Source organism: Thermococcus barophilus MP (assembly GCF_000151105.2).
In the GTDB taxonomy this organism is placed as follows: domain Archaea; phylum Methanobacteriota_B; class Thermococci; order Thermococcales; family Thermococcaceae; genus Thermococcus_B; species Thermococcus_B barophilus.
On record NC_014804.1, the window covers coordinates 25,905 to 48,210 of the forward strand.

Annotated in this window: 25 protein-coding genes; 8 read left to right on the plus strand and 17 right to left on the minus strand. The window is 42.0% G+C overall.

What is annotated here, in order from left to right; all coding sequences use genetic code 11:
- Positions 1-13: 13 nt before the first annotated feature.
- The 5 genes from TERMP_RS00145 to TERMP_RS00165 are packed head-to-tail and all read right to left on the minus strand — an operon-like array spanning position 14 to position 3,256.
- Positions 14-913: an acetamidase/formamidase family protein gene (locus TERMP_RS00145; RefSeq protein ID WP_013466306.1), complete on the minus strand. Its 900-nt coding sequence runs from the start codon at positions 911-913 to the stop codon at positions 14-16.
- Positions 914-949: 36 nt separating this feature from the next.
- On the minus strand, positions 950-1,741 hold the full coding sequence (locus tag TERMP_RS00150) for an energy-coupling factor ABC transporter ATP-binding protein (RefSeq protein WP_013466307.1): 792 nt from the start codon (positions 1,739-1,741) through the stop codon (positions 950-952).
- On the minus strand, positions 1,738-2,394 hold the full coding sequence (locus tag TERMP_RS00155) for an energy-coupling factor transporter transmembrane component T family protein (protein WP_013466308.1): 657 nt from the start codon (positions 2,392-2,394) through the stop codon (positions 1,738-1,740). Before TERMP_RS00155 ends, TERMP_RS00150 begins: the two co-directional genes overlap by 4 nt.
- A 2-nt stretch (positions 2,395-2,396) precedes the next feature.
- Positions 2,397-2,645: a PDGLE domain-containing protein gene (locus TERMP_RS00160; protein WP_013466309.1), complete on the minus strand. Its 249-nt coding sequence runs from the start codon at positions 2,643-2,645 to the stop codon at positions 2,397-2,399.
- A complete protein-coding gene (locus TERMP_RS00165) occupies positions 2,642-3,256 on the minus strand; it encodes an energy-coupling factor ABC transporter permease (protein ID WP_013466310.1) in 615 nt (204 codons plus the stop codon). Before TERMP_RS00165 ends, TERMP_RS00160 begins: the two co-directional genes overlap by 4 nt.
- Before the next feature lie 268 nt (positions 3,257-3,524).
- On the opposite strand from TERMP_RS00165, the gene TERMP_RS00170 reads away from it, so the two are divergent.
- Genes TERMP_RS00170 through TERMP_RS00180 form a run of 3 tightly spaced genes read left to right on the plus strand, consistent with a single transcriptional unit; the run spans position 3,525 to position 7,149 of the window.
- Positions 3,525-4,058, plus strand: coding sequence for a hypothetical protein (locus TERMP_RS00170; protein ID WP_013466311.1), 534 nt, complete (start codon positions 3,525-3,527; stop codon positions 4,056-4,058).
- A gap of 23 nt (positions 4,059-4,081) precedes the next feature.
- Positions 4,082-5,791, plus strand: a complete 1,710-nt coding sequence (locus TERMP_RS00175) for a chloride channel protein (RefSeq protein ID WP_048159866.1) — start codon at positions 4,082-4,084, stop codon at positions 5,789-5,791.
- 17 nt (positions 5,792-5,808) lie between these two features.
- Positions 5,809-7,149 carry a cation:proton antiporter gene (locus tag TERMP_RS00180; RefSeq protein WP_013466313.1) on the plus strand — a complete coding sequence of 447 codons (1,341 nt, stop codon included), beginning with the start codon at positions 5,809-5,811 and terminating at the stop codon, positions 7,147-7,149.
- On the opposite strand, the gene speB is transcribed toward TERMP_RS00180, so the two are convergent.
- The 5 genes from speB to TERMP_RS00205 form a co-directional block, all read right to left on the minus strand.
- On the minus strand, positions 7,138-7,995 hold the full coding sequence (speB, locus tag TERMP_RS00185) for an agmatinase (protein ID WP_013466314.1): 858 nt from the start codon (positions 7,993-7,995) through the stop codon (positions 7,138-7,140). The genes TERMP_RS00180 and speB overlap by 12 nt on opposite strands.
- 80 nt (positions 7,996-8,075) lie before the next feature.
- Positions 8,076-8,486, minus strand: coding sequence for a translation initiation factor IF-5A (locus TERMP_RS00190; RefSeq protein ID WP_013466315.1), 411 nt, complete (start codon positions 8,484-8,486; stop codon positions 8,076-8,078).
- Between the two features lie 65 nt (positions 8,487-8,551).
- On the minus strand, positions 8,552-9,868 hold the full coding sequence (locus tag TERMP_RS00195; protein WP_013466316.1) for a sodium-dependent transporter: 1,317 nt from the start codon (positions 9,866-9,868) through the stop codon (positions 8,552-8,554).
- Between the two features lie 62 nt (positions 9,869-9,930).
- Positions 9,931-10,590: a 16S rRNA methyltransferase gene (locus TERMP_RS00200; protein ID WP_013466317.1), complete on the minus strand. Its 660-nt coding sequence runs from the start codon at positions 10,588-10,590 to the stop codon at positions 9,931-9,933.
- Between the two features lie 2 nt (positions 10,591-10,592).
- Positions 10,593-11,657, minus strand: a complete 1,065-nt coding sequence (locus tag TERMP_RS00205) for a saccharopine dehydrogenase family protein (RefSeq protein ID WP_013466318.1) — start codon at positions 11,655-11,657, stop codon at positions 10,593-10,595.
- A 63-nt stretch (positions 11,658-11,720) separates the two neighbouring features.
- Between TERMP_RS00205 and TERMP_RS00210 the strand changes: the two genes are divergently transcribed.
- Positions 11,721-12,311, plus strand: a complete 591-nt coding sequence (locus TERMP_RS00210) for a metallophosphoesterase (RefSeq protein WP_048159693.1) — start codon at positions 11,721-11,723, stop codon at positions 12,309-12,311.
- Entirely contained in the window at positions 12,311-13,309 is a 999-nt protein-coding gene (locus tag TERMP_RS00215) for a hypothetical protein (RefSeq protein WP_013466320.1), read from the plus strand. The genes TERMP_RS00210 and TERMP_RS00215 overlap by 1 nt, the downstream gene beginning before the upstream one ends.
- Here TERMP_RS00215 and TERMP_RS11225 read toward each other — a convergent pair.
- From TERMP_RS11225 to argF, 4 genes are all read right to left on the minus strand, one after another.
- A complete protein-coding gene (locus TERMP_RS11225; RefSeq protein ID WP_013466321.1) occupies positions 13,272-13,949 on the minus strand; it encodes a DUF257 family protein in 678 nt (225 codons plus the stop codon). The genes TERMP_RS00215 and TERMP_RS11225 overlap by 38 nt on opposite strands.
- The gene (locus TERMP_RS00225; RefSeq protein WP_013466322.1) at positions 13,946-14,593 is read right to left on the minus strand and encodes a DUF257 family protein; all 648 of its coding nucleotides are present in this window, start codon (positions 14,591-14,593) and stop codon (positions 13,946-13,948) included. The genes TERMP_RS11225 and TERMP_RS00225 overlap by 4 nt, the downstream gene beginning before the upstream one ends.
- Positions 14,594-14,777: 184 nt before the next feature.
- On the minus strand, positions 14,778-15,710 hold the full coding sequence (locus TERMP_RS00230) for an NOL1/NOP2/sun family putative RNA methylase (protein ID WP_013466323.1): 933 nt from the start codon (positions 15,708-15,710) through the stop codon (positions 14,778-14,780).
- 56 nt (positions 15,711-15,766) lie between these two features.
- The gene (argF, locus tag TERMP_RS00235; protein WP_013466324.1) at positions 15,767-16,714 is read right to left on the minus strand and encodes an ornithine carbamoyltransferase; all 948 of its coding nucleotides are present in this window, start codon (positions 16,712-16,714) and stop codon (positions 15,767-15,769) included.
- A gap of 195 nt (positions 16,715-16,909) precedes the next feature.
- On the opposite strand from argF, the gene thyX reads away from it, so the two are divergent.
- Complete coding sequence (gene thyX, locus TERMP_RS00240; protein ID WP_013466325.1) at positions 16,910-17,644, plus strand: FAD-dependent thymidylate synthase; 735 nt, start codon at positions 16,910-16,912, stop codon at positions 17,642-17,644.
- Positions 17,645-17,797: 153 nt separating this feature from the next.
- A complete protein-coding gene (locus tag TERMP_RS00245) occupies positions 17,798-18,466 on the plus strand; it encodes a DUF257 family protein (RefSeq protein ID WP_237702835.1) in 669 nt (222 codons plus the stop codon).
- Here TERMP_RS00245 and TERMP_RS00250 read toward each other — a convergent pair.
- A complete protein-coding gene (locus TERMP_RS00250; RefSeq protein ID WP_013466327.1) occupies positions 18,442-18,960 on the minus strand; it encodes an HIT family protein in 519 nt (172 codons plus the stop codon). The two genes, TERMP_RS00245 and TERMP_RS00250, sit on opposite strands and share 25 nt — an antisense overlap.
- A 102-nt stretch (positions 18,961-19,062) precedes the next feature.
- Here TERMP_RS00250 and TERMP_RS00255 point away from each other — a divergent pair, with 102 nt between their 5' ends.
- Positions 19,063-20,295 (plus strand): 2,3-bisphosphoglycerate-independent phosphoglycerate mutase, encoded by a 1,233-nt coding sequence (locus TERMP_RS00255; RefSeq protein ID WP_013466329.1) that lies wholly within the window; start codon positions 19,063-19,065, stop codon positions 20,293-20,295.
- Positions 20,296-20,433: 138 nt separating this feature from the next.
- Here TERMP_RS00255 and TERMP_RS00260 read toward each other — a convergent pair whose 3' ends face one another.
- Together TERMP_RS00260 and TERMP_RS00265 are read right to left on the minus strand one after the other, a co-directional pair.
- Positions 20,434-20,976 carry a 50S ribosomal protein L16 gene (locus TERMP_RS00260; protein WP_013466330.1) on the minus strand — a complete coding sequence of 181 codons (543 nt, stop codon included), beginning with the start codon at positions 20,974-20,976 and terminating at the stop codon, positions 20,434-20,436.
- Positions 20,977-21,097: 121 nt separating this feature from the next.
- Positions 21,098-22,261 (minus strand): MFS transporter, encoded by a 1,164-nt coding sequence (locus TERMP_RS00265; RefSeq protein WP_013466331.1) that lies wholly within the window; start codon positions 22,259-22,261, stop codon positions 21,098-21,100.
- Positions 22,262-22,306 lie beyond the last annotated feature (45 nt).

The following is a 22,306-nucleotide window of genomic DNA, read 5'->3' on the forward strand; positions in this document are numbered from 1 at the left end:
TCCAAGCTTTAGCTTAAAAACCTTCTGTGTTAAGAAATGCTTCAAGACCCACGTACTCCTTTGGGATTCTCACCCTGATAGTCTTTGCTGGGTCAACTATCTGGCTTATCTGGACATCCATCACGAGGCTTGCCAGCATATATGCCTCATCCCATTCAAGCTTGTTGGCCTTGGCAAGTGCTTCAACTCCCAGTTTAACTCCTTCCTGAATAGCGTCGTTTATATCTTCTTTGGATACAAGGAGGTAATAAGCGTCGGCTGTTTCAAGGAGGGGCCATTCAAGCTTTCCGTCCAGCACATCAACTTCAACTTTCACGCTTCCAGAGACTTCACAGGCAGAGACACATACTTCACCATCCGCCATGACAGCATGCAGGTCGCCTATTGCCAAAAGAGCTCCCTTCCTGAAGATCGGCAGGTACAATGTTGTACCTTTCGCTATCAGGTTGGTATCCATATTACCTCCATGTTTCCCAGGTGTTCCTGTTGGGACTTCTTCGTCATATGCCACGCCAATGACCCCTATCATGGGCTTTGCCGGTATCTTGATGTTTCCAAAGTGAACGATGCCATGCTTTATTCTGCATATCCTTGTTTTTGGTGCTTTAACGATATTTCCAAGCACCCCTGCATTTGGGGCGGTGACTATTACACCTTTCTCCTCCACTTTGATATCAAGAATCTTAACTGCCAGAACTTTGTTCCGTTCGGCACCCTCAACATAGAGAGGCCCTGTAGCGGGATTTACGCGGGAGAAGTCAATCTGAGCTATCGTATCTTTTTCAGACTGTATCTGACCTCCCAAAGCGTCTATCGTTTCAAAGACAACAATATCGCCGGGCTTTGCTTTAGCTGCTGGCTTCATACTTGGACCAAAAGAGTACACATGCTTATCTTTTGGTATCAGAATCATGACAACCCCCAAGTTTTTATTTTATGGCTGTGGTATTTAACCCTTATTTCTAAGCCTGAGCATCTCTATAGCATCTTCGAGGTTTTTTGGCATCCCTAAGCCTAAGCTGAGAAACAGCTCAATGAGAGGCGGAACCTCTAAGTTGTGAGCTTTCAAGAGTTCAACATCTCCCAAAATGTCCTCCGGAGTGCCAACCTTGATTATCTGTCCCTTATCAATCAATGCGATTCTATCGCAGAGTGTTAAATACTCGGCTTCATGGGAAGCCAAGATTATTGTCTTTTCCCCTCTAAACTGCTCGATCAGTGTTCTAACTTGTTCTTTTCCTCTAAAATCAAGGTTTGCAAAAGGTTCATCAAAGACCAGAATTTCTGGATCCATTGCCAAAACAGTGGCTATTGCAATTCTCTTCTTCTCCCCAAAGCTCAAATGCTTTATCTCTCTATCAGCGTAGCTTTCCATCCCAACAACTTTCAACGCTTCATAAACTTTCTCTTCGAGTTCCTTGCCTCTCAATCCCAGGTTGTATGGTCCGAAGGCGACGTCTTCAAAAACCGTCGGCGAGAAAAGCTGGTCATTTGGGTCCTGAAAAACTATTCCCACTTTTTTCCTAACTTCCCGTGGATTTTCAACTGGATTCAATCCATCAACCAGAATTTCTCCCTTTTTGGGCTTTAATATGCCATTCAAATGCAGAATGAGGGTCGATTTTCCGGCTCCATTGGGGCCTAATAATCCAAAGATTTCTCCCTTCTTGATTTCTAAATTTATGTCTCTGAGTATTTCCCTTTCACCATAGGAAAAATGCAGGCTTTTTATTTCTATCATATCAAGACACCTGCCAGCGCAATTACGCTGAGGATTAATGGCACGAGGCTTTTATTTCTTTCGAATTTTGGAAATTCGCCAAAGCATCTTGAGAGCATTGCCTTGTAAATCTTGTCATTTCTGATGTAAGCCCTCACGAAGATCTCACTTATGAGCATTCCCAGCTTTCTGTAGTATTCCTTTTTTCCTATTCCGAAAGCTCTTGAATCTAAGGCTCGTTTCATTCTCAGTGCTTCCTCTTTGAACAGGTCAAGGTAGCGGTAAGTGAATGCGAGCGTTAAAATTAGTATCCTTGGAAATCTGAGCTCTTCCATTTCAGCCAAAAGTCTTGAGAAACCTAAGGAGTTAGACGTCACAACGACAGCTGAAGAAGACAAGAAAGCCTTTCCTAAAAGCAAGAAGAAGGAATGTAGTCCCTCTTTTGTTATGGCCCCAATTGGCGTACTTACTAAAGGTTCGCCGGGATTAAAAAGTGCGAGAATGAACAATAAGCCCTCAAACCCAAGTAAAAATCCCAAGTGTTTGAAAATGCTCTTTTTCGGTCTTAAAAGGATAATCAACCCAATAAGAATTATTCCAAAATATGCCAGCTCACTCAAACTTTTTCTTGTAACAACTGCAAGAGCATAAATTAAAAGAAAAGGCAGATACAAGTTTAGGCCTCCTTTATCAATTTAGCAAGCCCATAGCTAACTCCAAACACTAAAATTATTCCGATAAGTCCCATGACAATACTTTGTCCCCATGTTTCTCCGTAGTCGAGCGGTGCTTCATAAACTGGATGTTCCTCGAGTCCAACTTTTTCCATGGTTGCCTCCAATCCATCTGGATTATTTGAAGCGAATGGCAAAGCTATTGCAAGCAGGATAATAATGATAATTAATCCCTTAATCACTGTTCTCATGCAGGAACACCCCCTATCTCTGGAAGTTTGGCCCTAACTGCTTGGACGATTATTATGGTTAATATAGCTTCGCCTATTCCAATTACTGCATGATAGCCTGCCATGAGCGTTAAAACCTTTCCAAAGGGTAAGCTTTTACTTATCCCGATTTCGATTGCTGCCAGAACTGCTGCAAGGAACACTGAAAGCCACGAGGCTATTCCGATTGCTGCAATTTCATTTATGTTCCTTAGCTTGGTGTAAACTGTATACCCCAAAAAAGCGCCGAGTATTCCCATGTTAAGTATGTTAGCTCCAAGCGCTGTGATGCCTCCATCTCCAAAGAGTAATGTTTGGATTATCAGAACTGCCGTCATCACAAGCACAGCAGCATAGGGGCCGAGTAATATTGCCACAAGGGTTGCTCCCAGCAAGTGACCGCTGACTCCCCCAATTATTGGGAAGTTTACCATTTGAGCCGCAAAGATTCCAGCAGCAAAAAGCCCGAGAAGGGGAATCTTGTTCTCTGGGAAATCTTTAAGCTTTTTTGCTGAATATGCAACTGTTGCTACCATTATGATATAAGTGATAACTATTACTGGCATGCTCAAAAGTCCATCTGGGATGTGCAATATTCCCACCTCCGTGCCAAATTGTGTCATTCAAAAACTAAGACGTAGCACATTATAAAAATCTTTTTGGAACTTCTTCTTAGCAACCAAAGGTTTGATTAATGTTGTGGCAAGCAATATAAAAATACCAGCAGGCACAGCTGGAAAAAACTAAATAAAGATACAAGACAATCTTTCTTTTTGGTGGTTGAAAATTACAAGGGAGAGGTTTGTAATAAACCTATGCAGATTAGTTGTTTTTGTGGGACTCCTAAGCGGTCTTATGTATATGCGCACTGACCACATTTATAGGAGTGGTGTTGCACTTATAGGACTTTTCATTCCGGATGTTTTTCAAAGAAAGCTGAATCCTCCAGAAAAATTAATGCCCTTTTTGAGCCCGCTTTATAATGATAGGATAATTGCCATTCTGGCGGTTTTTATCGCTGTTCATGTCTCTCTTGTAAATGTTCCGTTTACCACGATAGATCTCTTTCACAAAGAGTGGAGAGATGCTGATATGATAAGCCACTTTTTGGGTGGGTTGACTGTTTGGATTATTGTTGCCGGTATTTTAAATGAGCTTTCAAGAAAAAACTCAATAGATCAAAAAAAGCTCGTTATTTACTCCTTTTTGATCCTGCTTGGGATAAGTATAGGGTGGGAAATAGCTGAAAAGCTCAGCGAAAGTGAGATTTCCTTTATCCATGAGACACTTTCAAATAAGTTTAGAGATATACTCATGAACACACTGGGTGCTTTAAGTGGGCTGTATCTTGTTAAAACAAGAAGATATCCATTTGAACTCCCAAATCTTAATTAAGTATGGATGCAATAATATCCCTGATGGAATGGCGGACGAGAAGATATGCAAAAAGATGGGCAGTTATTCTGATCTTTTCATTTGTGGCGGGGTTAGTTGGGGGATTTGGGGCTGTAGTATTTAGAATTCTCATTAAAGTGTTCCACTGGATTTTTTTCTCTTTTCTTCTGCCATACTTCAGCATTTATATTGGAAGGTTTAATCTTGGGTATATCCTTCTCCCCGTACTTGGTGGTATTTTGATTGCTCCGCTAATTTCTCGTGCTCCGAACATCCGAGGAAATGGTGTGCCTGAAGTTATTGAGGCGTTCATATTTAAAGAGGGTACAATAGCATGGAAGTTTGCAGTCATGAAAACATTGGCTACCTCGGTAGCTATTGGATCAGGTGCAAGTCTTGGGAGAGAAGGTCCTATAGGGTTTATAGGGGCATCCCTTTCGTCCATAATCAGCCAGATTTTTGGTCTTCATAGGGATATGAAGAGGCTTTTGACAGCTTGTGGGTTGGCTGCTGGAATTGCTGGGACATTTAATGCACCATTTGCTGGGGCACTCTTTGCCCTTGAGGTTTTATATATGGGGGCTTTCTCCATCAATTTGGTGCCGATTTTCATAGCATCCATCACTGGAAATGCTGTAACTCTTGCAGTTCTGGGGTCCGCCTCGGGCATTAAGATACCTTCGCCCCTGAGTTATACTGTCACAGAGTTGCCTTTCTTCTTCTTAATGGGGGTGTTTTCCGGCGTGCTGGCAGCGTTTTTTGTAAAACTCTTGTATTTTGTAGGAGATAGATTTGAAAGCTCTGGTTTTTCGCCTAAATTGAGGCTTCTTATAGGCGGAGCTGCTGTTGGAATCTTGGGGATGCTGTTTCCTGAATACGGTGTCCTTGGCATTGGTTACGAGGGCATGAGGCTGGCTATGTTTGGGATTTTGCCTATCTACCTCCTTGTACTTTTAATATTCTTGAAAGCTACTGCAACAATTTTTTCTATAGCTTCAGGGTACAGTGGGGGAATCTTTGCTCCAAGCTTGTACATTGGAACAGCATTCGGTGCTGTTTTTGGTATGGTCCTGCGCTTTTTCCTGCCATGGGTGAATCCCTCTTCCTATGCTCTGGCTGGAATGGCAGCATTCTTCAGCGGAGTTGCCCAGGCTCCCATAAACCAGATTCTTATGGTGGCTGAACTGACCAAAGATTACACAATGCTTCCCCCAGCTATGCTCTCCTCTGTTGCCGGTTTTTTGAGTGCAAGAGTTCTTTTAAAAGGATCCTCAGTTTACACATTGAAGCTTGAACGCAGGGGAATTAAAATTAAAACAGGAAAACCCCTTATCCTTGAAACCATCTCCGTTGGGGATATAATGACAAGGGAACCGGTTTTTGTGTACTCATCAGATCCCCTGTTTCGAGTTGAAAAATTGATTTCAGAAACGGGACATGACTGTTTTCCGGTAGTTGATGAAAAAATGGGGGTTGTTGGGATAGTGGGAGTGAGGGATCTAATAAGCTGTCCCGATAAGAGCATGAGTGTTGAGAAACTTTTACAAAGACCCTATGCTGTTGCATACCCAACAGAAACTGCTCAACAGGCACTTGAGAAGCTTATAACTTTTAATCAGAACCTCCTCCCTGTTGTTGAGAGCCCAAAGAGAAATAAGCTTATAGGGGTCGTAACCAAAAGAGACATATATAGGGCATACTATAAAGGTTTAGAGAAAATGTACATTGAATGACAAATTTGGTGGTTTAAATGACGTCAAATGTCTTGGTCCCGGATGTTGATACCATTGCGTACATACTCTTTATGGTGCTTGCAGTTGGAATGATATCGCTTTTGATAAGCAGAAGGTTCAACGTCTCTTATGTCCCATTGTTCGTGTTTTTTGGGATTTTGGCTGGTCCAGTCCTCGGTTTAATAAATAGAAGCCTTGCACATGAGCTTTTCAGTTATGTAAGGGTCTTTGGTCTTGTCATGATACTCTTTGCTGAGGGACACACATTAAGCTGGAAAATGCTGAAAAGGAACATGGGAACTATCGCTGTTCTTGATACTGTTGGTCTTCTCATAACTGCAGTCATAGCTGGCATTGCATTTTCTGTGCTGTTCCATACTCCCTTTATTGTCGGCTTTCTATTTGGTGCTATAATAGGAGCAACTGATCCAGCAACCTTAATTCCATTATTTAGGCAGTATAAAGTTAAAGAGGATATAGAAACGGTAATTGTAACTGAGTCTATTTTCAATGATCCCCTTGGCATTGTCTTAACATCTGTTGCAATTGCTCTGCTGTTGCCCCAAGCTCCAAGTGCTGCAGTTCTTGAATCAATTGCAAGATACATCTCTATCTATCCCGCTGCAGTTGTCTTTTTCTTGTATGAACTCGGGATGTCCATTGGAATAGGGGTTCTTTTGGGAGTTTTTGGCTACTATTTTATAAAGAAGACCGGAATCAAGGGATTTCCAGAGATAGAAGTCTTTGCTCTGATGCTTGCTTTTGGCGGTTTTTTACTGGGAGAATATGTAAAAGCCTCTGGATATCTTGTTGCTACGGTTACGGGAATTGTGCTTGGAAATCATAAGGTTTTCTTCAGGGATAATCCGAGAACTGTAAAGAGGATCATGAGGGCTATAGAAAAGGAGGTCCACTTCAATGAAAGCCTGGCAACTTTAGCTACAATATTTATATTTGCATTGCTTGGTGCCAGCCTTGACATGAGTGTTATAACCTCAAATCTTCTTCCCGGCATGATTCTGGCATTTGTCGTGATACTGATAGCAAGACCTATCGCAGTGTTGCCGATTCTACCTTGGTGGAAGCCCAAGGAATATCTTTTTATAGCCCTTGAAGGTCCAAGAGGGGTTGTGCCTTCAGCATTGGCGAGTCTTCCTTTGACACTTGGCTTGGTATACCATGATCAGCAGATGATTCAGTGGGGTGAAATAATCTTGGGTGCAACCGTGATAACGGTTCTGGTCTCTGTAATAGTGGAAACACTTTGGGTTCCATTGTTAAGAGAGAGGCTTCTTGAGGTTGAGAGCATAAGAAAGAGGATGATACGGAGCGGATACAAACCAAAATCATCTCGATAGCATTCCAATGAGATAGAACATAAGCTTTGCCCCTGTAAGTGCTGTTATATCTCCCAATTCGGTTCCAGCAACTTCCATTATGTCAAAACCCACGATCTTCTTTTTTTCAGTAAGCCACTCCAGTGCTTCTATAACCTCCCAGAATTCTAAGCCCCCTGCTTCCGGAGTTCCAGTGGATGGAACCATTGACAGATCAAACACATCGATGTCAACCGATACATAAACTGGTTCTGGCAGGTTTTTTACAATCCCTTTAAACTCCTCAACGCTGTACTGTCTTGCGTGTATCCATTTTATATTTCTCTCTTTGGCATATTCGACCTCTTCTCTTATGCCGCTCCTTATTCCAAATTCAGCCATGCTTATTCCAAGCTCTGAAATCCTTCTCGCTACACATGCATGGTTCCAAGGGTTGCCCTCATATTCATCCCTCAGATCTAAATGAGCATCGAAAACAATGTAGCTTTTTGGTCTTAGAGCTCTTACCAGAGCATACGTCATTGAATGCTCCCCGCCCAGCATTATGGGCATGGCTTTCGGATTTGATTCTTTGAGCTCCCTTACTGTTTCTATTATTCTTTTTATTGTCCCAAGGGGATTTCCAGCCACAATTTCTATATCTCCGATATCTGCAATTCTGAGCTCTGATAGATCAACATCATAATCCAGAATGTAGCTCTCAAGATTTATCGTAGCCTGTCTTATTAACGTTGGCCCAAATCTTGCTCCGGGCTTATATGAGGTAGTTGAATCAAAAGGCACGCCAAATATTACAAAATCAGCCTTTTCAGTATCAACTAACGGTAAAGCGGTTTTTATGGTTTCATAAGTGTAAAAGAATTCCATTCTTATCACCAAAGAAGAAGTCGAGAATTTTAATTATAAGATTTAGGGTTTGCAAAAATTCAGAAAGGAAAGAGATTAAGTCACTCTCCCTTGATTTTCATAATCTTGACCCTTCCAAGGGTTTCCCAATACTCAACATTGATGCCCTCTTTAAGCTGGTCTTTGATCTCATCGTTAACTCCTGTCTCTATGGGAACATCAAACAGTTCATAAGTCTCCATGTCCATGAGCTGAACTGTATCTGGAGTTATTGCAATTATCTGTCCGGTTCTTTTGTCGATTATTGGGACATCAACCTCAGCGCTTGTCGGCTTGACTATGCTCCTAACTTTCCCATCGAATACACCAACTGCCTCAATTCTTGCCTTCGCTGATCCGTGTTTTCCTGGTGAGGAAACTGTGATGTTCACAATTCTGCATGGTTCTCCGTCAATTATTATATATCTCCCAGGTTTGAGCTTGCTGACCTGAACTTTAGTTTTGTCTCCCATTTTTCAAACCTCCAATAAGCGTTCTAACTGGATTTATATTTGGCTGTTTAAAAAATTTTTGAAAATTAGGGCTTCGTTTTGAGTAGCACACTGTTCAGGAGAAGTGGCACTAACAGTACAACCCCTGCTACAATGCCCAGTTTTTCCCATGCTCCCAATGATAGTGTTCTCACCGTTATGCTGATTCCCACTAAAAGTCCACATATCCCTACAACACTGCTGTAGAGTTTAGCTCGTTTGGAAAGTATATTTCCACTCAGTATTAAGGGCAGAGTCTCAACTGCCACCATTATTCCCAGGAAAGAGAAAAACAATGCTAAGAACAGGGTTCTTAAGTAGCGAGATGTTAATATAAGTGAAACTGCAAAAACACCAGTCAATGCAACAGAGATTGCCCTGTTTCTTGAGCTCTGCATGGACTCACTTATTATGTGCCCTGCAGTTTCAATTAGAGGTATAAATGTCGTCATCCCAGCTAAATACACTGATATCATCAAAAGATATAGAACTGTTTTTGCTTGCATGGACTTGATCTCAGTTAGCGCTGCTGCGATTTTTACTATGTATCCTGTTGCTTTATTTATGGTTGCATGACCGTAGAGTATCGCTGTCCCTGGAAAGCTAACTGCAAGAGAATACACTACTATGTATGTAGCCAGCACCCCTATCAGAAGTTGGAGTACGTAGCCAGCGCCGATAAGTGCTCTTGAGTCCGTTTCCTCTGGCAAAAATGTCCCAAAGACTATGTAGAACCCAAAGCCTAAACCCAAGCCCAAAAACGCCAGTAAAATTATCTTTATCACCAGAGGAAATGTTATAGAGAGATGAGTTGACTTTATATTCCCTGTTAATGTTTCAAGTGCAAACTGAACTGGAACTGCTTTTTCTGCAACTGATAGAGCAAAGTTCCTGATTATGTACCACGAAATTAATGTAAAAATCAGGAACAAAATTGCAAACCATCCCATTAAAACCACGCTTTTCTCTTTTGCTCGGAAGAGGATCAAAGACGATAGAAGCAGGGAAAGAACAACTGCAAGTGCGACATAAAGTGTATTACCTTTTCCAACAATTGATGTTATACCCAGTGAGGAGTAGTAGAGTATGAGGGATGCCCCAATGATAATGAACATCAGAAGACTTATTCCAATACCGGGTGTCTTGGAAACTTTAGTTAGATATTCAAAAAAGAAGTATCTGCTTCTTTTTGTTGCTTCCAGACTATAATATGGGACAGCTGCGAGCACTGCTGATATTGCTATGTACAACATGAGAGCTTTCATCCCCCCGACTATAAGTATCTGAGGAAACAGCAAAAATGTCCAAATCCCCACCATATATCCTACTATTAGGAGGATTATTAAAATCGTCAACTTTCTCAAATTTCATCCCCCCATGGGCATTCTATACACTTCTTTTGTGGCTCAGGATATTAAAATGTTATTCAAAAAATTGCATTCTCGTAGTTTACGATTACTTCATTCACTATAGTCCATGCCATTAATGGTTCTTTGTAAAGACTTATTTTCACTCCATCAACTTTACTCTTGAAGTCTCCATGAGGGAATCCTCCTACAATAACCGCAGGTTCTTTAAACTGTTTCAAAAGCTGTCCGAAATCTTTTGGTTTCATGAATTCCCCTTGCTCATGCATTATAAAAACAGCATCTGGTTTGATTTCTTCTAAAAGCTGGTTCAGAGTTTTTTCCTCAAGCTTCAGAAGTTCAAGGTCTGGGGGGACAACTTTATTTTTAAAGAGGCTCTCCATAAGTCCAACAAATCTATTATAGTTTCTTGGTATCCTCGTTTCCGGTTTTATGTATATGACTTTATCGTTTCTCGTATGTACATAAACTCTCAGCATACCCTCTTTATTGAGTATGCTCTCCAGGGCATTTATCAAACAGAAGTGAACTATGTCTGGTCTTCCCCTTCGATTTCCATCTTCAAGCTTTTTTAATGCTGCATGATGATATGTTGAATCCAGAATCACTTCCTCTGGTTTTTTCCCTCGTCTTTTGGCATAGTTCACAACAGCTGGATGCTCCAATATGTTCTTTGGCACAGGCTCAACCTCCGAATCTGCTATTATTAGATGCAACATCTTCACCACCTCTCTATTATAATGTCCCTCTCTTTCAGCTCATCGATTATTCGCGTAAATATATCACTTCTCATGCCAAGAATTTCTGGTGGGATTACACCATATACGCAGCTTCCTTCAGCCAAAAGCCGAGTTATGACAGCCGCAGTAAATCCTGTAACCCTTGCCATTGAGGTAAATCCCTCTTTGGCTTCATCATAGAGGAAGTAATGAATTTCTTTAGTTTTTCCGTTGGATGTGCCTCTGCCGTAAACCTCCATTATTGAAAAGTCATCACTTTCGTACTGCATTAGCGGAGCTATTACTTTCAGCGTAAACTCTATGTTTTCGGGTTTAAAAAATCCGAGCTCTCTTAGCACTTTAATCTTTTCCAGATGACCGGGCCATCTGAGTGTCCTCTCCTCTAAGTGCTCAGCCCTTATGTTCTCTAAGAGAGTTCTGAGACCATCACTAACAAACTCCTCAAACTCAAAACCTTTGATTTTGATTTTCTCAATTTTTTCAAGCGGGTCAACTTCAGCTATCTGTCCGTTTTTGATAATCCTGGCTTTTCGGGTGTACTCTTCAATTAGGTCATATGGAGACCAGGTGATCTTGTAGTACAGAGGGGGCTTTGCTTTTTTTGGTAAACCTCCCACCCGGATTATGCCCTCCTTTAACTCATCAATCTCTTGATAAATTCTCCCCATCAGGATATTACTTAGTCCGGGTGCAAACCCTGCATCAACTATCGCCGTTATCTGAGCATTTTCAGCATCATCTCTAAGCTCCATGGGATCTTCCGGCATAAACGAGATGTCAACTAAATCCCTTTGAGCCTTTATAGCAGCTTTTAATGTGGTAAAGCCAAGCTTTCCCGGTAGTGCTCCAACGATAATCTCGAACTTTTTCATGATATCCACCAATCTGTCGAAATCTGACGCATCGATTTTAATCGTGTTCGCGAAATCTCTCACCTTGTCCAGATGCTCTTTATTTTTGTCCCCAACCCATACTTCAAAGTCCCTGCTCAAATCGTAAGCTATTGCTCTTCCAACATTCCCAGCCCCAAGCACGAGAACCTTCATTTTCCCCACCCATTTACTTTTGAGCCAATAGGTATATATAATGCTCCCTTGAAGTTTGAAGAGATGAGACTCAATTTACCCAACTTTCTGAGAAGGCAAAAAATCCCAGATATCCTGCTTAGAAGGGATGAGAAGAAGATCATGCATATAAGTGATACTCCAGACAACATCTATGTGTTTCTTCTCAATCTTATTGAAAAGACGAAGCCGGATTACATAATACATACTGGTGATTTAGTTGACAACATAAAGCTTGAAAGAAGGCCAGAGCTCAGGGAGCGGTACGAGAAATCTCTAATTGAACTCCTTCACATACTTGAAAATTCAAAAGCTGAGGTTTACATTGTGCCTGGAAACGAAGATGATGTATCCATACTAAGGAGACATATTACTCTCTCTAAAATAGTTCCACCGGGGACCATTATTGAGATAGAGGGAGTAAAGCTTGCAGTTGGCCACAGGTACGGTGATGTTGCTGAAATTAACAACGTGGATTTTAAGCTCTATGGACATAATTTTCGGCTGATCCCCAAAGGTATAAATGGGGTTCTCAGAATAAATTTCATCTTGCTACCCAGCAAAAGGGTAGTAGGAGTTAAATATCCAGATGGCACAAATTTTGAGAGAGGATATAGGTTAATGAGGGGAATGTAATGAGGTTGCTTAGATTTGGACCGTCCCTTGCGTTTGTAAGGAGCTCCAAACTGGATGAGCTGGAGCTTTTTATTGAGAACTTTTTTGATGCAGAGCGAATGTCGGTAAATGAGGCACTTAAGGAAAGCTGGGAGTTTGAAACAATAATAGTGCCAACGCTGAGCGAGGAGTGGAAGACATACATAGAGAACCCAAACCAAGAAGCATTCTTGGTAAGAATGAGATGTGACAGCGTTTTAAAAGAGCTTTTTAACTCAAAGGCACCTGTGGAGAGGATAAATCTCGGTCCGCATATAATTCTGTTCAGAGTGCCAAAAGGGGCCGAAAATGCCGAAACTCTTCTCGCAAGCCGCTATAATGGGGAGCTTGTAACATTAATTGAGGGCATAGAGAAGGGCGAGGAAAGAGACACCCTGCTGGTGCTTACAGAGAAAAAGCTGAACACCTCTATAGGACTTGAGGACATTAAAGCTTCTTTGCTATTCAGGAAAGACTTTGTAGCGTTCTATAAGATGCTCAGCATTGATCTTCCAATTATAATGCATAAGGTTCTTCCGGAAGGCTGGAATGAAATAACGATTCGCCTTTATGACAACATGAAGAGGTACGAGGAAAACATTGAAAGGCTTCTCCTTGTTCTTGAGGACTTGGATTTGGGATATGCTGTAAGTGAAGGATGGGACTGGGACTACCCAAGGCCGTTCATGCGTATAAGAGTGTATAAGATCAAGCTGATAACATGGGAGGATCCTTTGAGAATTAAATTCCTTTTGAAGGGGCTTGAATATAGGGGCTATAAACGTCTTGCTGATATTGATGTCTTCGTTGAGGGTAAAAAGCTTCACTGGGTTGATGTAGCAAAGCGGCATGACTCTAAGCTTGAACTCGCTAAAGCGGCAAGGGAGGAGCTTGAGAGATTGCTGAGTGAGGATGTGAAAAAGAAGTTGCACAAAATTGAAGCTAAGCTTTTACAAGAGGGAGCTCATCAGCAGAAATGACGAACTCCTTTTCGTGATCTTCTATGTTGGGGGACTTTTTGACCTTTATTACAAATTTCATTTTTCCTTTAAGGGTGATCTCAAAGACTCTCGTTACAATCTCTTCCCATTCATAAAGGGTCTCTTTAGGCACAAGTGCCATGTTTGCAAAATAAAGTGATAATCTTGACCTCTCTCCCAAGAACTTTTTCATAACTCCTGCTATATGGATCTCAAAGGATGTCACTTCATTTGTATACAACCTGATGAGCTTGTCTATTCCAAGGGCTATGAGAACAGTTGGTCTATGGGTTGCGTAGTATTCCCTCATAAACTCAGCGAATTCCAGTGTGTAAACTGCTGGATCTTTGGATATATCAATTCTCTTTACAATATTCCCGGTGTTTATTATCCCTCCTGCTTTAACAACATCTATCTTGTCCAGTTTTTCTGCATCCCACCCCATGATCTTCAGTGGTTCTTTAATCATGTGAAGTGTATCAAAGATGTCAAGTATCAGAACGTTGTACTTTTTAAGTAGAAATTCAATAGTTTCTCTGAATATTATGGGGATTGGAGCTTCAGGGGAGTACTCCACAAGCACAGATTCCCCAAATTTTATCGAACCGAGGTACTCAATGAGTGCTCTTCCATCTGTCACGATATCACCTCCAGCTCCTCCATTAATTCGCTCAGGTATGGGGACTTCTTTATCACGACTTTTCTCCCATACTCTTTGAGCTCAAGGATTCTGGTGGGTGCTTCCTCAAGTTCAACCTTCACATCATGACGCAGAAGATGGGGGTTCCCGAACAGATACGTTATCCTGTTTGTGTTCCCAAGGCACTTCCTTGTGACAACCTCGAAGAAATATTCAAGAACTCTTGGCTGGTGCTCATATCGCTTAAGGTGCTTCCCCGCCCCTAATACTATTATGATTATGGGTCTTTTTTCAATTTTTGTGAACAGCTCTCTCAAGATCTCGTGGAGATTTCTGGTGTAAACCACAATATCATCACTCAGCTTCACTTTTCTGATTATCTTCCCTAATTGAATCATCCCACCTGATTTGATTACATATACATCTTTGAGAAATTCAACATCGTATCCATTCAGTTTCAAGTGCTCAACAAAAATATGGAATGTGTCTAAAACATCGTGGATTACAATTGGCAGACCATTTTCCTCTGCCCACTTGGTGATTGAGTAGAATACAATTTCTGGATGATCAATCGAGGAATATTCAATTAGTATTGTTTCACCTGGTTGGACTTTTTCTAAGAATTCCTTTATACTCTTTTGCATATACTTCCCCTCCGTACTGATGTTTACTTTTTGTAAATTTATGTAGATAACGGGAATATTTCAGATCTATAACCGGTCATATTTATAGTTTTCTACTTACCTCTGGGGATCAGATTAGTCATTTTTGCGTCTAATTTGTAATGTTATGTAGCATCATGTTATACGGAAACATAAATATGTTATCTTATTCAATCTTCCTAATCTTTGCAACAAAAAATCCGCTTGTACCGTGCTTATCTGGATAAAATCGTCTTGCTTTTTTAAGTTCTTCGCTTAGTTCAATTCCAAAGGGTTTAACTAAAGCTGGCTCACCATAGCGAAGGGGCAGCAGTTCAACTTCAAAGTTATCCAACACCCACTGAACTACAAATTCGTTTTCTTCTGGCTCAAGGGAGCATGTGGAATAAACCAGAACTCCCCCTTTTTTCAGATTCTCCAGTGCAACCTTAATCATCTTCATCTGCAGATTCTGGCAAAACTTGATATCGTCCAGCGTTCTGTTTGATTTACGCTCAGGATTTTTGTGAATTGTTCCGCTTCCAGTGCATGGAGCATCAAGAAGAATTTTGTCAAATTCAATTCCAAGTTCGCCCATGTATAGGGAAGATTTGTGAAACACCACTACGTTGGTGACTCCCAGACGAGACAAGTTGAGGCGCATCTCCTTCAGCCTTTCTTCTCCAACATCAAAGGCATAAATTATTCCCCCGTTTTTCATAAGCTGTGCCATATAAGAGGTTTTTCCACCCGGAGCTGCTGCCATATCCGCAACTACTTCGCCGGGCTTTGGCTCAAGAGCAATGGGTGGATACATGGAAGATGCCTCTTGAATGTAAAGAAGACCGCTTAAGTATTCAGGTGTTGAGGTTATTGAAAAGGGCTCCCTTGTAAGGCAGAACCCCTCTTTTGCCCAGGGAACTCTTTTAAATTGAAAGCCTTTTTTGTTCAGCAATTTGGTAAGCTTTGGAATTTCAGTCCTGAGAGTGTTCACCCTAAAGCATCTTGGCAGGGGTTTCTCCATGGCTTCGGCTATTCTTATTGCTCTTTCTCCCCACAGCTGGTAATATCGTTCAGCAAAGGTCTTTGAATATCCAAGGCTGAATAGTCTTTCGAGCATGATTAGGTAACCTCAGTCGCTATTTATAGAAGTTTTGGAAAAAGAAAGGAGATAAATCAAATCTTAATGCCGCCCATAACCAATGCCAAGGCTGCTTTTTGAGCGTGCAGCCTGTTTTCAGCCTGATCCCAGACAACGCTGTTTGGTGAGTCGATTACATCGTCTGTAACTTCCTCGCCCCTGTGTGCCGGAAGGCAGTGCATGAAGATATAATCTGGCTTTGCGTGCTTGACAAGCTCCTTGTTGACTTGGAACGGCTTGAATATCTTCCTTCTCATCTCAGCCTCAGCTTCCTGTCCCATTGAAGCCCAAACGTCGGTGTAAATTACATCCGCATCTTTCACAGCGTTAACTGGGTCATGCAGGAGCTCAAAGCTCCCGCCGCTCTCGGCTGCATTCTTTTCAGCCCACTTGATAACCTTCTCATTTGGTTCGTATCCTTCTGGTGTGGCAACCACAACATCTGCACCAAGCTTCGTTCCGGCAATCATGAGGGAGTGGGCAACGTTGTTTCCATCTCCTACATAAACAACCTTAATCCCTTGTATTCTTCCTTTCTTTTCCCAAATTGTCATGTAGTCTGCCAGAGCCTGACATGGATGTGAGAAATCGCTCAAACCGTTGATTACAGGAACACTTGCGTACTTTGCCAGATCCTCAACGTCCTTGTGGGCGTAGACTCTTGCCATAATTCCATCAACATACCTGCTCAGTACACGGGCAGTGTCTGCTATTGTTTCTCCCCTCCTCAGCTGAAGATCCTGGGCATTCAGGTAGAGGGCGTATCCTCCAAGCTGGTACATTCCAACTTCAAAGCTTATTCTTGTTCTTGTTGAGGGCTTCTGGAAAATCATTGCCAAAGTTTTGCCTTCCAAAACGCGATGTGGTTTTCCTATCTTGTTCCATATCTTCATCATCTTTGCTGTTTCAAGAATTGTTTCAATTTCTTCTCTGGTAAAATCCTGTAAGCAGAGAATATCTCTTCCAGCCAAGCTAACTACCATCGGCATCACCATATAAAGCTGATTCTTTTGTTTTAATAACTATTTCGTCGCTAAAAAGTGCTATTTAACGAAAGTTTTGGGGACATATTGACGGTATTATTGACAAACATAAACAGAAATTCTCGTCTCTTTTTCAGAAGTGTTCTGGCAAGACTAATAAGGGCGCAGTGTATCTATAGTTCGGAGGGTTCTCCCGTGGATAGGATAAAGGTTAGGCTCATTAACTATACCCCAAAACCTTTGGAAACCGTAACATGGGCTGCACTGATTTCTTACTGGGAGGAATGGGAAAGTGAAGCATTCGAAAGGACAACAATGGCTGATGTAAGGAGACACTTACCAAAGGTCCTCTCATATGGGCATGAGAGCATCTTGGAGCATGCAGTTTTCACATTTGCGATTGAGGGATGTTCCCGTGTATGTACTCATCAACTAATTCGACACAGAATAGCAAGTTATACACAGCAATCTCATAGGTATATAAAGCTAAATCCACAAGATGTCGAGGAGACATTTTTAATTCCAGAGAGCATTAAAGAGAAGCCTGAACTTTATGAGAAGTGGAAGCAACTCATGGAAGGAGCAATAAGGCTATACAAAGAGGCTTATGAAAATGGTGTTCACCAAGAAGATGCCCGCTATATCCTTCCTCAAGCTGTTAGAACCAAGATTGTTGTAACCATGAATCTTAGGGAACTTAAGCACTTCTTTGGTCTCAGAACATGTGAAAGGGCTCAGTGGGAGATAAATTATGTTGCGTGGAAAATGCTGGAGGAGATTTCAAAAGTTGAAGAGCTAAATCCGATAATCAAATGGGCAAAGTTAGGTCCGAGGTGCATTCAGCTTGGATACTGTCCAGAGCGGGAGCTGATGCCGGAAGGCTGTCTTAAGAGAACAAGAGAGAAGTGGATGGAAATAGCGGAGGGCTGATGGGAGTTTTGAGTTCATGAGGGTGAGATCATTATAGAGCAAGGGACGGTAAAGTAAAAATCCTCCTCTGATTGGCAGGATTTTCATATTAATTTTGATTTTTTGTCTTTTTTAGAAAAATTCTTGGGAAAATTATATAAACGTCAATACTGAGTGCAGTATGGTGAACATAAATTGAAATTAGAAAAATTTTTTGAGAGCCTCAAAGCTGGCGAGACCGTTCTTATTGAGCATGATTCCAAATCTGTTCCAGTTCATTCATTTTACTCACTGACCAAATGCGCGGGGAACATGAGGGTTCTTGTTGACGACTTCTTGGACACGCTGTATATCTATAAGGTGCATCTTGAGCTTTCTGGAACTGATACCTCGAAATTTGAGGATCTGCAGGTTATTAAAATTGGGGGAGTGAAAAGTGTTGGAAAGATCGTGGGAAAAATTAGCTCCCGCGGAGGTGTTATACTGAGGAGAGAATACCAAATGATCTACGAGAATGCCATTGATGATGGCTCTCTGGTCATAAATCCAGTTTTAGGAATAGAAAAGCTCCTCATCTTGGGATCCTCAAGACTTGAGGTCTTAGAAACTTTGGCAGAGATTTCCTCCAGGCTTGGAGACAAAAGGAGAATCGCCGTGTATTTCGTTGACAAATCTGTTTTGAAAACCGGAGAGTTCAACCCACTCCCGATTATGGAATTCCTTTCAACAACAGTCGTTAATGTGGAAAAGAGAGGAAGGGTATACACTTTTGAGGTCTTGAAGTCAATAAACCCCGAGTTGGACGGGAAGACCTACAGCTATGATCTTGATGTTGTAGAATGATGCTCCTCACTTAAAACTTCTTCAAGAGCCCTCTTCAGCTCTTTGTAGCTCTCTTCCATTGCCTGTGGAATCACTTTTACATCGGCTAAAACCGGCATGAAGTTCGTATCCCCATTCCATCTTGGAACGATGTGAAGATGAACATGGTCATCTATACCAGCTCCAGCAACTCTGCCTAAGTTAACACCCATGTTAAACCCATCGGGATTCATCGCCCTCTTTAGGGCTTTTATCATCAGTTGAGAAAGCTTCATTATCTCCAAAAGCTCATCATCGGTTAAATCCTCCCACTTTCCAACATGTCTATAGGGGGCAATCATGACATGACCCGGATTGTACGGATAATTGTTCATGATTATAAATGCATATTTTCCTCTGTACAGAATTAATCTTTCCTCATCCCTGTTCTCCTTTGGAAAGTCACAGAAAATACATCCATTGTGTTTTGGAGACCTTATGTATCTAATTCTCCATGGTGCCCATATGATTTTCAACCTCTCACCTCCATGAGAGGCAACGCTGATAAATTAAAAAGCTTTTCCCAGAAATCTTTAAGAAATCTCATTCTAAACTTGGAGCAAAGTGAGGTGGTTGGAATGAAGAGAAAGGGAATCTTGATTATCATAGATGGTCTTGGAGACAGACCCATAAAGGAATTTGGCGGAAAAACGCCATTGGAATATGCAAACACACCAAACCTTGATAAGCTTGCTAAAATAGGGATCCTTGGACTGCAGGATCCGATAAAACCCGGACAGCCGGCAGGAAGCGACACAGCTCATCTCTCAATCTTTGGATACAATCCCTATAAAACCTACAGGGGAAGAGGGTTTTTTGAGGCATTAGGCGTTGGTTTGGACTTGGATAAAGATGATTTAGCTTTCAGGGTGAACTTTGCAACCATTAAAAACGGAATAATTGTTGACAGAAGAGCGGGGAGGATTTCAACTGAGGAAGCTCACGAGCTGGCAAAAGCGATTCAAGAAAACGTTAAGCTTCCAGTTGAGTTCATATTCAAGGGTGCAACTGGGCACAGGGCAGTCTTGGTGCTTAAGGGGATGGCTAAGGGTTACAAAGTCGGTGAGAATGATCCACATGAGGCAGGTAAACCACCGCACAAATTCACATATGGGGATGAAGAGAGCAGGAAAGTTGCTGAGATTCTTGAGGAGTTTGTTCAAAAAGCTCATGAGGTTCTTGAAAACCATCCAGTCAACGAGAAGAGAAGAAAAGAAGGCAAGCCCGTTGCCAACTATCTTCTCATTAGAGGGGCTGGAACCTATCCAGATATTCCCATGAAGTTCACTGAACAATGGGGGGTGAAAGCTGCTGCTGTCCTTGCCACTGCTCTGGTTAAAGGTGTTGCAAGGGCTATTGGCTTTGACGTGTTCACACCGGAAGGAGCTACTGGTGAGTATAACACTGACGAAATGGCAAAGGCTAAAGCGGCTGTTGAACTGTTGAAGGATTATGATTTTGTATTTGTTCATTTCAAACCCACAGATGCTGCAGGGCACGACAACAAGCCAAAGCTCAAGGCAGAGATGGTTGAGAAAGCCGACAGAATGATCGGCTACATCATCGAGAACATTGACCTGGAAAAGACGGTTATAGCTGTGACCGGTGACCACTCAACTCCATGTGAGGTCATGAACCACAGCGGTGATCCGGTACCTCTCTTAATAGCCGGGGGAGGAGTTAGAACTGACTATGCAGAGAGCTTTGGAGAAAGGGAGTGCATGCGCGGCGGCATTGGAAGGGTCAAAGGACATGACATAGTCCCAATGATGATGGATCTGATGGGAAGAACAGAGAAGTTTGGAGCTTGATTCGATTTCTTTGCTTCCCTTATATTTTAATCTCACTTGAGCTTTTCGATCCTCTTCAGAGTTCTGTTATAAAGTGGACATAATATTTGGAAAGGTAGCTTGCTCTAAGAACTAACATAAGGGAGAAAAGAAAAGGGGTCACATGGTTGAGAGTATCTTTGTCGTGATATCGTTACCCTGCTTATCGTAAATTCTGTAGTAGCACTTGCACGGGAACTTCATTGCTGCTCTCCTCATTGCCTCAAGGGCAAACTTGAGGTGCTGCCTGTTAACCCTAACTGTAACTATCTTCTGGTCTCTCTTAAGCCTGGCGGCAAGTCCAATTGGCTTTCCAAATGGTCTCCTCATACCGTTTCCATAACGGTCTGCCTTTCTTCCGGTAGCCATTGGGTTTTCTCTGAGGACTTGGAACGGATAAACCCTGATCTTGAAGTGGTAGTTGCTCCTACCGACATTTTTCTGGAGGTATCTGTTCACCTGAATTCTCACTGCTTCAAGGGCGTTCTGTCTTATCTGGACAGGCTCAGCTGTGTGCAAACTAACCTCGAACTCAAAATCTCCAGCAGGATTTCCCATGTCAAAGATTGTGATCTTTGGACCGGGGGCACCTCTTATGTACTCTCTCCTTGTGTAAGCCGGTTTGTCAACGTATCTGTCAATCTTGGCTGGTCTCAAAGCCATTCAACTCACCTCCATAATGAGCGTAACCTAAACTTAGGAAATCTACTCAGCTTATAAAAGTTTTGGAGTGCAGAGTTTTCAGGCTGCTCAATCTATATAAATTTTTTGCAATCGAAACATGCTACCTCTTGCCATTTAGCATCACGGCAATCCCGAACAGCAGAAGTGACACCGGAGCAAATATCAGCAGTGCAGCTTTTAAAACAATCCCTAATATTGCAACTTCACCTAAGGAATAGGCAAGTCCAAAGACCAACTGCCCAGCAGTTGTGGATATATTCCTAACAGCGTTTATCCCTCCAATAGTAGCTGAGGCTCTCTTTGCTGACGCTAATAAACTTCTTGAGATTGGTCTGAAGGTTTGAGCGGCAAATATTGCCATTAAAATACCGAGGAATACAGTAATCGGATTTTTGATCGCTGCTAAAATTGGTGACACTCCAGCCAGAATTGATACAGTTATAAGGACTTTTCTCTCATTGCCCAAATCAGCGAACTTTGAAGGAATGTATGCCAAAAGTGTCGCTATGAAACCTATGAGTCCAATTAGCGTTGTTGCAGTTCCTCTATCCAAATTTAGCGTTTCGGCAACATAGACATAGGTTATCTCACCAGAGGTGAACGCTGCGAGGAATGAAATCAAAGCAGATAGGATTAAAATTTTCTTTGCATCAACTGGAGCTTCGCCTTCTTTTGTGTCTTTTTCTCTTTTGGGGACTATCTTTTCGTAGAGAAGCCAGTATGAAAGCAACATACAGAGAGCCGTCAGGAAAAAGAAAAGAGATGCAAGGTACATCTGTCCTTTTAGTCCGAACTCTTGAGTTAGAGCGTAAGTGTAGTTGCCCAAAAGCCCGGCGAAGTTTCCGAAGATAAAGTACAAAGCTGTGACCCTGCTTCTGATCTCTTTGGGAGATGAAACAGCAATAACAAACTGGGCAATCGGCCACGCAATACCGTTCAGAAAGCCGTTCATGAGCTTGATTCCAACAACATGGATCCATGAAGAGGTGAATGGATACAGATTGACAGCTAGGGCATTGCCAGTCATTGCAAGGGCACCAAGATAGACTAAGCCTTTCCTTTTCTCTAAGAGTAAACCGCTAAAAAGCGCAGAGAGGGATCGGGCTAAAATAAAAGAAGCTGAAATTACAGAGATGTTCACCATTGAGGCTTTAAGAATATCCCTGGTATAGAATGCAACGGCAGGGACGGCTAATCTAAAAGCCAGAGTTCCGGTAAAAGCCGATGCAATGAGAAGTGCTATTCCAAGACCCTGCTTTTTCATGGCACTCAGAATGGATGTGCAATGGGAATATTAAAACTTATCTCT

Coding starts and splice junctions, on each gene's coding strand:
- TERMP_RS00255 (WP_013466329.1), top strand. CDS start 19,063: ATGAAGAGAAAGGGAATCTTGATTATCATAGATGGTCTTGGAGACAGA.
- TERMP_RS00230 (WP_013466323.1), bottom strand. CDS start 15,710: ATGCTCGAAAGACTATTCAGCCTTGGATATTCAAAGACCTTTGCTGAA.
- argF (WP_013466324.1), bottom strand. CDS start 16,714: ATGGTAGTTAGCTTGGCTGGAAGAGATATTCTCTGCTTACAGGATTTT.
- TERMP_RS00150 (WP_013466307.1), bottom strand. CDS start 1,741: ATGATAGAAATAAAAAGCCTGCATTTTTCCTATGGTGAAAGGGAAATA.
- TERMP_RS00265 (WP_013466331.1), bottom strand. CDS start 22,261: ATGAAAAAGCAGGGTCTTGGAATAGCACTTCTCATTGCATCGGCTTTT.
- speB (WP_013466314.1), bottom strand. CDS start 7,995: ATGGAATTCTTTTACACTTATGAAACCATAAAAACCGCTTTACCGTTA.
- TERMP_RS00190 (WP_013466315.1), bottom strand. CDS start 8,486: ATGGGAGACAAAACTAAAGTTCAGGTCAGCAAGCTCAAACCTGGGAGA.
- TERMP_RS00205 (WP_013466318.1), bottom strand. CDS start 11,657: ATGAAGGTTCTCGTGCTTGGGGCTGGGAATGTTGGAAGAGCAATAGCT.
- TERMP_RS00215 (WP_013466320.1), top strand. CDS start 12,311: ATGAGGTTGCTTAGATTTGGACCGTCCCTTGCGTTTGTAAGGAGCTCC.
- TERMP_RS00210 (WP_048159693.1), top strand. CDS start 11,721: ATGAGACTCAATTTACCCAACTTTCTGAGAAGGCAAAAAATCCCAGAT.
- TERMP_RS00160 (WP_013466309.1), bottom strand. CDS start 2,645: ATGAGAACAGTGATTAAGGGATTAATTATCATTATTATCCTGCTTGCA.
- TERMP_RS00200 (WP_013466317.1), bottom strand. CDS start 10,590: ATGTTGCATCTAATAATAGCAGATTCGGAGGTTGAGCCTGTGCCAAAG.
- TERMP_RS00180 (WP_013466313.1), top strand. CDS start 5,809: ATGACGTCAAATGTCTTGGTCCCGGATGTTGATACCATTGCGTACATA.
- TERMP_RS00145 (WP_013466306.1), bottom strand. CDS start 913: ATGATTCTGATACCAAAAGATAAGCATGTGTACTCTTTTGGTCCAAGT.
- TERMP_RS00225 (WP_013466322.1), bottom strand. CDS start 14,593: ATGCAAAAGAGTATAAAGGAATTCTTAGAAAAAGTCCAACCAGGTGAA.
- TERMP_RS00175 (WP_048159866.1), top strand. CDS start 4,082: ATGGAATGGCGGACGAGAAGATATGCAAAAAGATGGGCAGTTATTCTG.
- TERMP_RS00170 (WP_013466311.1), top strand. CDS start 3,525: ATGCGCACTGACCACATTTATAGGAGTGGTGTTGCACTTATAGGACTT.
- TERMP_RS00260 (WP_013466330.1), bottom strand. CDS start 20,976: ATGGCTTTGAGACCAGCCAAGATTGACAGATACGTTGACAAACCGGCT.